This window comes from Trichococcus ilyis (assembly GCF_900109135.1).
In the GTDB taxonomy this organism is placed as follows: Bacteria; Bacillota; Bacilli; order Lactobacillales; family Aerococcaceae; genus Trichococcus; species Trichococcus ilyis.
Genome location: NZ_FNYT01000024.1, coordinates 1 through 10165 on the forward strand (window position 1 = coordinate 1; position 10165 = coordinate 10165).

Annotated in this window: 10 protein-coding genes and 1 other annotated feature; of the genes, 1 reads left to right on the forward strand and 9 read right to left on the reverse strand. The window is 51.9% G+C overall.

What is annotated here, in order from left to right; all coding sequences use genetic code 11:
- Positions 1-388: 388 nt before the first annotated feature.
- From BMX58_RS10850 to BMX58_RS10885, 8 genes are all read right to left on the reverse strand, one after another.
- On the reverse strand, positions 389-1225 hold the full coding sequence (locus BMX58_RS10850; protein ID WP_084253995.1) for a transporter substrate-binding domain-containing protein: 837 nt from the start codon (positions 1223-1225) through the stop codon (positions 389-391).
- A gap of 89 nt (positions 1226-1314) precedes the next feature.
- Positions 1315-2166 (reverse strand): transporter substrate-binding domain-containing protein, encoded by an 852-nt coding sequence (locus BMX58_RS10855; RefSeq protein ID WP_068624219.1) that lies wholly within the window; start codon positions 2164-2166, stop codon positions 1315-1317.
- Between the two features lie 29 nt (positions 2167-2195).
- On the reverse strand, positions 2196-2918 hold the full coding sequence (locus BMX58_RS10860) for an amino acid ABC transporter ATP-binding protein (protein ID WP_068624218.1): 723 nt from the start codon (positions 2916-2918) through the stop codon (positions 2196-2198).
- Positions 2911-3561, reverse strand: coding sequence for an amino acid ABC transporter permease (locus BMX58_RS10865; protein ID WP_068624215.1), 651 nt, complete (start codon positions 3559-3561; stop codon positions 2911-2913). Before BMX58_RS10865 ends, BMX58_RS10860 begins: the two co-directional genes overlap by 8 nt.
- Before the next feature lie 81 nt (positions 3562-3642).
- Positions 3643-3873: a binding site (T-box leader), on the reverse strand.
- Positions 3874-4014: 141 nt separating this feature from the next.
- Entirely contained in the window at positions 4015-4218 is a 204-nt protein-coding gene (locus BMX58_RS10870; RefSeq protein WP_068624213.1) for a YwbE family protein, read from the reverse strand.
- Positions 4219-4231: 13 nt separating this feature from the next.
- The gene (pepF, locus tag BMX58_RS10875; protein WP_068624212.1) at positions 4232-6040 is read right to left on the reverse strand and encodes an oligoendopeptidase F; all 1809 of its coding nucleotides are present in this window, start codon (positions 6038-6040) and stop codon (positions 4232-4234) included.
- Between the two features lie 378 nt (positions 6041-6418).
- A complete protein-coding gene (locus tag BMX58_RS10880) occupies positions 6419-7336 on the reverse strand; it encodes a ketopantoate reductase family protein (protein WP_068624209.1) in 918 nt (305 codons plus the stop codon).
- Positions 7337-7378: 42 nt separating this feature from the next.
- On the reverse strand, positions 7379-8242 hold the full coding sequence (locus BMX58_RS10885) for a pyridoxamine kinase (RefSeq protein WP_084253994.1): 864 nt from the start codon (positions 8240-8242) through the stop codon (positions 7379-7381).
- 169 nt (positions 8243-8411) lie between these two features.
- Here BMX58_RS10885 and BMX58_RS10890 point away from each other — a divergent pair, with 169 nt between their 5' ends.
- Positions 8412-8909 (forward strand): ECF transporter S component, encoded by a 498-nt coding sequence (locus BMX58_RS10890; RefSeq protein WP_068624207.1) that lies wholly within the window; start codon positions 8412-8414, stop codon positions 8907-8909.
- 76 nt (positions 8910-8985) lie between these two features.
- Here the strand turns inward: BMX58_RS10890 and BMX58_RS10895 are convergent, their stop codons facing one another.
- Positions 8986-9900, reverse strand: a complete 915-nt coding sequence (locus tag BMX58_RS10895) for an AEC family transporter (protein WP_239420595.1) — start codon at positions 9898-9900, stop codon at positions 8986-8988.
- Positions 9901-10165: the final 265 nt, after the last annotated feature.

A 10165-nucleotide genomic window follows, 5' to 3' on the forward strand; every position in this document is an offset into this window, starting at 1 on the left:
CTACTATGACCTCTGCTGACTTCTCGCTATTCGTTGTTACTACAGGGAGTCCTGCTAGCGAGACCTCCCCGGGTAAGAATGATAACCTTCCACTCATGTCACTGCCTCATTTACTGTAGGAGATTTGTGCAGTATAGGACTTTGCTATGTGCGGCAAGCTCGTCCGTCTCCATACAGCCTCATATGAGATTTCTGTTCGTCAGTGCAAGTGTTTGCGTCCGACTTCCTTCAGATTCCACCTCACGGTGGACACCCTTGTCCTTCGCTAACAGTTCCTACTGCAAAGCCTGTAGTGGACTTTCACCACCAAGTTATCACCCATGCCGGGCACACCGCCAGACAAAGGGCCCCCTCGAAAATCGAGACGGCCCTTCATGCATATCTTTAACTAAACCCCGGCGTTCTCATCCATAATCTCAATATTCGTGCGCATCAGCTCCTCGATTTTGCCGCTGTCTTCCATTTCATCCAAGAGGTCATTCAGCATTTTAAGGAAATCATCGCTGCCTTTGGCGACGGCGATGGCTGACTCGTTCGGCGTGCTGGCGACGTCGAAGTCGGCGAGTTCAAGCCCTTCGTTCTCTTCGACGTATCGTTTCGCTACAGTCTCCACCATCAGTACGGCATCCGCTTTGCCGGTCACCAGGTTCAGGATGGCCGTGTTCCATTTCGGCACGGACTGGATTTCCGCATCCGGGAAGTTTTCCAGCAGGTACGTTTCCTGGATCGTCGTCGTTTGCGTCGCCAGTCTGGCCTTCTTCAGATCGTCTTCCGAGCGGATTTCCTTCGCATCCTCCGACTTGATCACCAGTGCATCCTTTTGAGTATAATAAATGTCCGTGAAATCGACGCTCTCTTTTCTTTCTTGCGTAGGGTTCATGCCGGCGATGACCATATCGATCTCGCCTGCGGACAAGGCCGGAATCAGACCGTCAAAGTCCATATCTATGACTTCCAGCTCGACCCCCAGTTCATCCGCAATGGTTTGGGCGATAGCGATATCGAAGCCGATGATGTTGTCTTCTCCGTCCTGCACAAGATGCCACTCATACGGGGGATAATCGGCACAGGTTCCGACGACTAGTTTGCCGCTGTCCTTGATTTCCTGCAGGGCGCTGCTTCCGTCCGTCGCAGCGCTGTTCCCGATTCCGTTCGTGTTTCCGCATGCTGCCAAAGCCAGGAGACTCATCGTTCCCAGAACCATCCTCATAAACCCTTTTTTCAATCGTGATTCCTCCAGATTCTTCAAATTGCCTTTAAAAAAAGGATGCCCTTTTCAGAGCACCCTTGCACTTTTATTGGTTTGGTCCGTTATTATTCTGCTGTGTTGTCTTCCATCAATTGTGTATTGACTTGGATCAATTCTTCGATTTTTCCGCTTTCCTGCATTTCAGTCAAAATGCCGTTGACTGTTTCAAGGAAATCTCCGCCGTTTTTAGCGACTGCGATTGCGGATTGGTTCAATTCGCTGTTTACGTCGAATTCGGCGATCATCAAATCAGGATTTTGGGAAACAAATTGTTTCGCAACAGTTTCAACCATCAAGACAGCATCCACTTTTCCGGTTGTCAAAGACATGATGGCTGTGTTCCATTTTGGAACGGATTGGATTTCAGCATCCGGGAAGTTTTCCAACAGGTAGTCTTCTTGGATTGTCGCTTTTTGTGTTGCCAATGCAGCAGTCTTCAACGAATCTTCAGATGTGATGGTTGCAGCGTCTGATGATCTGATCACCAATACGTCTTTTTGTGTGTAGTAGATGTCAGTGAAGTCAACGCTTTGCTTTCTTTCTTCAGTCGGGTTCATGCCGGCGATGATCATGTCGATTTTGCCTGTGGACAATGCCGGGATCAAGCCGTCGAAGTCCATATCCTTGACTTCCAGCTCAACGCCCAATTCATCGGCGATTGCTTGCGCGATATCGATGTCGAAACCGACTACTGTATCTTTACCGTCTTTAACAAGGTGCCATTCGTATGGAGGATAATCCGCGGATGTACCCATTACCAATTTGCCGCTGTCCTTGATTTCCTGCAATTTATCTGTCGTTGTTGTAGCTGCTGAATCTGTTGCGGAGCTGTCCGCTGTTTCGCTTGTGTTGCCGCATGCCGCCAAAGCCAGGATGCTCATCGCACCCAAAGCCAATTTCAATAATCCTTTTTTCATCTTAACCCCTCCAAATATGTTTTTTGTTTTTATAGGACTTTCGATAAGAAATCCTTTGTCCGCTCATTTTTTGGATGATTGAAAATCTCATCCGGTGTGCCTTGCTCCATCACTTGGCCTTCATCCATGAACAGGATGCGGTCGCCGACTTCTTTCGCGAAGCCCATTTCGTGCGTCACGACTACCATCGTCATGCCTTCCAAAGCAAGATCCTTCATTACCTGCAGCACTTCGCCGACCATTTCCGGGTCAAGCGCGGATGTCGGTTCGTCGAAGAGCATCATGTCAGGTTCCATCGCCAAGGCCCGCGCGATCGCGATCCGTTGTTTCTGTCCGCCCGACAAAGATTGCGGATAGACATCCGCTTTTTCGGACATGCCCATGCGCGCCAACAGTTTTCTGGCGTTCGCTTCGGCTTTGTCTTTCGGCATTTTTTTGACTTGTGTCGGTCCGATCATGATGTTGTCCAGCACCGTCAGATGCGGGAAAAGGTTGAAGCTTTGGAACACCATGCCCATTTTCGTGCGGATGGAATCGATGTTCACACCCTTCTTATTGATTTCCTGGCCTTCGAAGATCACTTTGCCGGATGTCGGTTCCTCCAGCAGATTCATGCAGCGCAAAAAGGTGCTTTTCCCGGAGCCTGATGGGCCGATGATGACGACCACCTCTCCTGCTTTGATTTGTTCATCGATGCCCTTCAGGACTTGTTTGTCGCCGTAGGACTTCGTCAGTTTTTCTGTTTTAATCACTTTGTTTCAACCTCATTTCTAGAATGTCCACCAATTTGGAGACGATCGACGTCATGATGAAGTACATCACGGCAGCGACCACTAATGGCGCGAACGGCAGGAAGGTCGCACCGCGGACGGTGTTGGCGGCGAACATCAAGTCGCGCAAGCCAAGCACGGAAACGATCGATGTTTCCTTGATCAGTGTCACGAACTCATTACCCAAAGCAGGCAGGATGTTCTTGATCGCTTGCGGGTAGATGATTTTTTGCATGGCCATCGCTTTGCTCATCCCGATCGAGCGGGCGGCTTCCATCTGGCCTTTGTCCACAGCTTGGATACCGGAGCGGATGATTTCGGCGATGTAGGCTGCCGAGTTCAACGAAACGGCGATGACGCCGGAAAGGAAGTCAGGCAATTCGATATTGATGACATATAGTCCGTAATAAATGATGAATAATTGCACCATCAATGGCGTGCCGCGCACGATTTGGATGTAGCCATAGGCAAGCCAGCTGAGGATTTTGTTCGGCGACATTCTCATCAATGCCAATCCTGTCCCCAAAATGACCCCTAATACGATCGCACTGATCGAAAGGCCGATCGTATAGCCTGCTCCTTGATAGTAGACCGGCAGATAGGTCTCCAGAAATGATAAATCCATTTGTATGTAATCCCCTTTTTAAAATAATTATTGATCCATCCCCCGTCATCCGGGTATGAAAAAACCGCCCCTTGTATTGCTACAAGAGACGGGTCAATGTTTGATTCCGCGGTACCACTCTAGTTGATCTGCTGTGAAACAACAAATCCACCTCGATTAAATTAACGCATAAAGTGCGTAAAAGGCTACTCAATGTTCACCTTTTCGTCATCCGAAGTGCGCTTCAATCTGATATTTTACTGCCGGGCTTCCACTCTGCCCCGGCTCGCTGGAGAAAATATTCAAATCTACTCTCTTCATCACTGACTTTGTTTTATTCAGTTGTGGTATGAAATCATAATATAAGATTTGAAAAGAACTGTCAACAAAAAAACTATCATCGGATTTTCATATGTTTCCCTTTTCTGAGAAAACAAGCGATCACTCGCTTCTTTTCTCATTTTTCACTCCAATTTATGCTTCATCCACGATCTGTTGCACGCGTCCGACCTGATCGCCTTCAACGAGCATGACTTTGATGCCGTGCGGATGACTGGGGCTGTTCGTCAGCAATCGTTTGACATGCCCTCTTGTCAGTTTCCCTGTGCGTTGGTCTTTCTTCAAGACGATATCGACCAAAGCGCCGATTTTGATGTTTTTTCTCAGTTTTCCGTCCATGTTTTCCTCTTTCTTAAGCAAGCTCTTTGCTCAGTGTGATGATCCGATCGACCGCTTCGTCCAGATAATGGATCGTGTCCTGCAGCGCCTGATCGGTTTTGATGTCCACGCCTGCCAAGGCTGCGGCCTCGGCGGATTCCAATTTGTCCCCGAGCGCCAGGAATGCCAGCCAGTCGGAAACAGCGCCCTCTTCTCCAGCTTTGACGCGCAGGAAGGCTTGCGTCGCGATCGTCAGGCCGGCCGAATAGGTATAGGAATACAGCCCCATGTAGTAATGGATCTGACGCATCCATGTCAGTTCGGCTCCTGCGTTGATTTCCACAGCGTCACCCCAGAAGCGCTCCAGCACGCTTCGTTTGATTTCGCTCAATTTGCCTGCATCGAAACTTTTGCCCGCGTCGATCAGGTTGTAGACTTCCCTTTGGTAGGCCGCCTCCAGCAGATGCGTGACGAAATTGTGGAAATAAGTATCGGAAAGCATCTTCGTCAACGCAAAGCGCTGCATGCGCGCATCCGTGCTCTTGCGCGCCAACGATTCCGTCAGCAGCAGTTCGTTGAAGGTGGATGGGCCTTCGATCAGATACAGCGACGGCTCCGAGCCAAGTACGCTGTTGTTTTCGTTCGAAAGGATCATCTGGCCGGCATGGCCCAGCTCATGGATAAGCGTATAGACATCGGAAAGTTGGTTCGCCCATGACATCAGGATGTAAGGGTGCGTTCCGTATGGGCTCGTGCAGAATCCGCCGGTCGATTTGCCGATGTTCTGGGCGAAATCGATCCAGCGCTCCGGATAAGCCTGCATGATCCGGTCGGTATAATCCTGGCCCAGTACCGCAATGGCATCCTTGACCATCACCTGCGATTCCTCGATCGAAACCTGCGGCGAGTACTCAGGATCCAGCGAGATCTTCAAGTCGGCATAAGTCATTTTGTCCAGTCCGCGGATTTCCTTCAGATGCGTGATGTATTTCCGCATGACCGGCGCCAGGTCGTTCATGATCGTGTCGATCTGGCGGTCATACAGTTCGCGCGTCACTTCCTGGCCGTAGAGCAGATAGTCGATCACGGAACCGAAGCCGCGCATCGTCGCCAGCGTCTTTTCCTTCTGCAGCTGGGTATAGTAGGCCGTTGCGACCACGTTCTCGTAATCGCTGAGGACTGCCGAAAATTTGTCGAACGCAGCGCGGCGGATCGCCGTGTCGTCGTGGTACATGTAATAATCCTCATAGAGCACGAAACTCAGCGGATATTCCTTCCCTTCGGCCGTGAATGTGCCGAAATCCATGTCGCCCAGACGGGCCTGCTCATAGATGGCGCTGGGCGCATCCAACGTCGGTGCCAATTGGGCCAAGGCCTTTTCGACCTCAGGAGCCAGCTGGATCTGCTTGTTCTTTTTGATGTGGCGGATATAGGAAGCGAAACGCGCTTCTTCCGCCACGATTTGATCAAGGACAGCGGTGTCGCAGCCGATCAGTTCCGATTCAAAAAAAGTCAGCTGGGCGCTGATGTCCGCCATCGCGTTCGCTGTTTGGCGCGACAGTTCGACATTGTCCGGATCGGTCAGGTCGGTCGCTTCCGGCATCATCGCGTAGTGATCCACCAAGGTCGCGGTTTCGATGATCGCTTCGTATTCCTTCATCGCGGCTAGGATCGTTTTGGCATCCGTGAGTTTGCCTTCGTATGTCGTAGTGAAGGCCGCGGTCGCCTCCTTCAGTCCTGCTAGAGCGGCCTCGAAGTCTGCTCTAGTTTTATAGAGGGCGGTCACATCCCAAGTCAATGCCTCAGGGACGTCCGCTCGATTTTTCAGTTGTTCTTGTGTCATGATTTTTGCTCCTTTTATTCGTGCTTTTTGCCGGATATTAGATGAATGCTTCCATTATAACAAAAAAATGCTGGCGGCGCCGGGTTAATCTCCGGTGAGCGCCCTTCTCAAAGGAGTTGGGGTTCCGGTGATTTGCTCTGCTCCTGTGAGCGAATGTTGGCCGGAGCTGGGCGCGAAATCGCAGGCTGTCCTCCGCCGAGCGAAGGCTCGTCGGAGGTGGAGGAGTTGCGCTCGCCCCAGCTCCGGCGAGGAGGGCCCTGCCGGAGCTGGAATCGCCAAAAATCATCCGGCGCCGCTTGAATCTTCAGCGACAATGCAAAAGCCCCCGCAAGCGAGGGCTTGATGCCTTCGCCCGCGAAGGCCAAGTGATCGGTACTATCAGTAGGTCGCTTCGATGGCTTGGACCTGGTCGTAGAGGTACTGGTTCGTCGGTGCAGGCAGGCCGTATTTCTTGGCTTTTTTCAGGATTGTGCCGGAAAAAAGTTCGACTTCCGATGGCCGTTTCGCGATGCCGTCCTGGCGCATCGACGGCATCCCCAGCGGCGTCAGTCCATCGATGATCCTTAAATCGTTCTCCAGATCGGTTTCGGTCAAGTTGACGCCTTCCTTCTGGGCAATCGGAAGAACTTCGCGCATGGCGGCGATCATCAGTTCCCGGTTTGGTCCCTCTTTGTGGATGTCCTGGAAAGTGCCTTCCTTCACCATCAGCACTTGGTTCACCCCGACATTCAGCATGAATTTAGCCCACATGCGGTGCAGGATATCCGCTTCGACTACGTGCGGCAAGGCCGTTTCTTCGAAGAAAGCCGCCACTGCATCCAAACGGTCCTGTTTTTCGGGAGTGTCGATGCCGATGCGCAGTTCGCCGATATGGACAGACTTCACATCGTTGCCGGTGCGGAGCGCGTCCATCCCTTGAGCTACGCAGTGGACGACCTTCTCGCCGCCGAAAGCCGCGCCGATGACTTCTTCGCTGGAGATGCCATTGAGCACCGAGATGATCGTCGTAGCCGGTCCGACCTGATTGCGGGCGGTTTCGATCGCTTCATCCAGTTGGGTCCCTTTCACGGCCAAAATGACCAGGTCAGCCGGCACCAGGCTGGCATCCGTTTCGTCGACGTATTGGAAATCGCAGGGCTCTCCGTTGAAGGAAATGCCTTGCTCCCGGTAGCGCGCCATCCGCTCTTTGTTGACGACGATGCGCACGCGGTCTTTCCCGACGGCTTTCGTGAAGTGGTGACCGTAGAGGATCCCCAACGCACCCAACCCGACGATGGCTACAGTTTCTATTTTCATTTTTTTCACGCTTCTTTCCGAGAGATTCTTGGACAACTTCATCTATTCTGCCGGTTTGTATCTGCGCAACTGTCCGATCAGATACGGCAGATCCGTTTCGAATTGGACACCGTAATGCAGTTCGCGCCCGCTTTTCAGCGTGCGTTCGATCACCATGCTGTTGTAATGGACGGCCGTTTCGGTGGCTGCGGTCAGCGGCAGCTCCTGGAAAAGCAGCCCCGCGATGACGCTTGTGAACAGATCGCCCGCACCGTCATAATGGCCGGGAAAGTGTTTGGCGAACGCGTGGTGCGCTTCAGGCTCATCTCGACTGACGCAGACGGCACCGATTGTTTCCTGTTCCAAAGCAACCCCCGTCAGCACGATGCTTTGCGGATTCAGGATCCGCAAAGCGGCCAATAACTCCGCGACCTCCGCTTCCTTGTAGGGCTTCTTCAACATGGGGCGTTTGGTCAAGAAGCAGGCTTCGGTCACGTTCGGCGTGATCACCGTCGCTTCATTGCAGAGCGTCGCCATCTCATCCACATATTCAAGCGTGAAACCCGGATAGAGCACGCCCTGATCGCCCATCGCCGGATCGAGAACGATGTGGGCATCCTCGGCCGCAAACGTCCGGATGATCCCGCGCACGATGTCAATTTGTTGATGCGAACCCAAGTAGCCGATCAGGATGCCGTCGAATTTGATGCCCAATGACTGCCAATGCTGCAGGATGCCCCCCATTTCCTCGGTCAGGTCCAAAAAGGTATAGCCTTCAAATTCTTTTCCTGTGTGGGTGGACAACAGCGCTGTCGGCAGGATGCTGACCCAATTGTCCAGGCAACTGACGACAGGCACCGCCACATTCATGGAAATGCGGCAGCTAGCGGAAATATCTTGGATAATCAGTACTCTCGGTTGACTCAAATTCTTGCACCCCTTTGCTTTGCAAACTCAATTATCCCCATTCTATCATCTTTTCATCGGATTTTCTCATTTTTCCGTCATTTTGAAAATATTGTGAAAATGATGAGAAAAAGAGTGCAAACTTTTGCATAAGGGCTATAATTATACATAATGCTTGGAGGCGAGTCGCATGAAAACTGAAAAAAGCAGTACTTACAGATTGGTTGTTTTGGCCTTATTTATGGCGCTTACTGTCGTCATGACCTTATTGTTCCGCATCCCGATCCCTTACGGCTACGTCAACTTGGGCGACATGGTTCTCCTGTTGGCAGGTCTGTCCTTCGGAGGCAGCGCAGGCTTCTTCGTCGGCGCACTCGGCAGCATGCTGGCCGATCTGTTCGCCGGTTACGCCTTTTATGCGCCAATCACGTTTGTCGTGAAGGGTCTGGAAGGGTTCCTTGCTGGCTGGTTGTTCCAGAAAATGGACCACAAGAAACCGTTGGTGGCCACAGTGATCGCCGGTATTTGGATGGCGATCGGATACGCCATCGGGGACACAATCCTGTTCGGTTTCGGGGCAGCGATCGCTTCCTTCCCGCTGAACATCGCGCAAGGTCTCGTCGGGGCTTTCTTGTCCACCCTGTTGTATCGTTGGCTGAATCCTTATATCACCAAAAAATTCAAATAGCGCATTATCCAAAAACACAAAGAACGCCCACTCCGCACGGTTCGCGGAGTGGGCGTTCTTTCGGTATATCTTCAGATTAAAAGAGCAGGGCGGCCAAAAACGGGATCGTGAACACCGAGAGCAGCGTCGAAATGAAAACATAGCGCGTCGCGAAGGCGGTGTTGCCTTTGTACTGCATCGACAGTGCCACAGCCATCGCCGGGCCCGGCATGGCCGCGATGATGACAAGGATCCCCAGCATAGTCGGATTCGTCAGGATGCCCTTCGTAGCCCACCAAAGAAAAAGCGGAATCACGATCATGCGGTAGAACGCAAACAGATAGATTTTCCATTCCTTGAAGGCGCCAAGGATGTCGATGTCCGCCAAAGAGGCTCCGATGATGATCATCGCCAATGGGGACGTGATGTTCCCGATGCTGGTGGCCGTGTCCATCACCAATGCCGGCAATTTGATGTCGAAGAGGAAAACGAAAACCGCGAACAGCGAAGCGAGGTTGCCCGGATTCAGCAGGATTGCTTTCCAGCTTGCCCGCGACTTTTTCGAGCCTTTCGCGATCAGGAAGACGCCCAACGAGTAAATCAGCAGGTTGTTGGGGATGCCGTACAGCGAAGCATAGAAAAGCGCGCCGGTGCCGAAAATAGCCTGAACGACCGGCAGCCCCATGAAGCCGTTATTCGTGAAGATGGTCAGGAACTCGATGATACCTTCCGTTTCTTCGTTCGCCCGGAACAAACGCGGGCTGAGCTTCGCCAAGGCAGCCGTGAAAAGATACATCAGCGTTGCCGTCAGCAGGACGAAGAGCGTGTCCGATTTCGTACCCACGTCCCCTGCGCCCTCAACGGAAGCGATGACGAGCGCCGGCACCGTGACATAAGTGATCAATGCCGCGAAATTGGCATTGGCGTGCTTATCGAAAACTTTCATGACCGTCGCCAGATACCCCACGAACATGATCAACACCAGCATGATCATCCTGCCAAACACAACCATTACATCCAAAACCCGAACGCCTCCTCTTACCCATCCCTATTTATACTCAAATTCTAACACAGTTCTGCGCTGAAATTGTGTTTTCAATTCAGTTTCATGGAATTGCCGGCAGCAGAAGGCTTAGTTTGCGCACTATTTCCAGCGAATGTCCGATAACGCCGAAGAATCGGACAACCAGCGCAACGACTTGGGTATGCTTGTCCGATAACGCCGATGAATCGGACAACCAGCGCAACGACTTGGACGAGTTTGTCCGATAACGCCG